The sequence below is a fragment of the Acetomicrobium sp. S15 = DSM 107314 genome, assembly GCF_016125955.1.
Taxonomy (GTDB): Bacteria; Synergistota; Synergistia; order Synergistales; family Thermosynergistaceae; genus Thermosynergistes; species Thermosynergistes pyruvativorans.
The window spans coordinates 1-491 of the sequence record NZ_JADEVE010000339.1 but is presented as its reverse complement, the minus strand read 5'-3'; the positions used below and the strand labels follow the sequence as shown (position 1 = coordinate 491).

Annotated in this window: 1 protein-coding gene and 1 pseudogene; one reads left to right on the top strand and one right to left on the bottom strand. The window is 49.9% G+C overall.

Going from position 1 to position 491, the window contains the following annotated elements; genetic code table 11:
* Positions 1-63 precede the first annotated feature (63 nt).
* Positions 64-240 (bottom strand): hypothetical protein, encoded by a 177-nt coding sequence (locus tag EZM41_RS10950; protein ID WP_198471132.1) that lies wholly within the window; start codon positions 238-240, stop codon positions 64-66.
* Between the two features lie 124 nt (positions 241-364).
* Between EZM41_RS10950 and EZM41_RS10945 the strand changes: the two are divergent.
* Positions 365-491: pseudogene (locus EZM41_RS10945) on the top strand (GTP cyclohydrolase, FolE2/MptA family); the annotation flags it as partial.

Below are 491 nucleotides of genomic sequence, written 5' to 3'. Positions count from 1 at the left end.
AGCTTCTCCCCTTTCTTAAGGATTTGACACCCGTAGGCGTCAGTGTAAGAGGTGTGGTGATTATTATAGCATAAGCTGTGGATCGGCCTTGGCGAGGTCTGTAGTTATGTGGTAAGGTATGTTGGCCACTACCTTGTTCGGCGCGGGGGCGAGAGCGGTAAAATCCAACTTCACGGCATCCCCAAAAATGAGCTCAAGGCGTGGCCCTTCAAGCGTTTTTAGGAAAGGCTTCAGGTTCACATTCGGGACCACCCAAGCTCCATCTCCAAAAAGCTCATACACACTCGGCATGGCAAAAAAGCGCCCCGCCGATAGATACCAGGTAGTTCCGCCAAGCGTCTGATAGAGAAGCGAAAATTTAGTTCACGTAGTGGAAGCTTCTATGAGCTCGGAAATTTACGAGTTGCTGAAGCGCCCCGACGAGTTTTTTGTGGTTAAAAAGGCGCATGAAAACCCGAGGTTCGTGGAAGACGTAGTGAGAGAGATGCTTA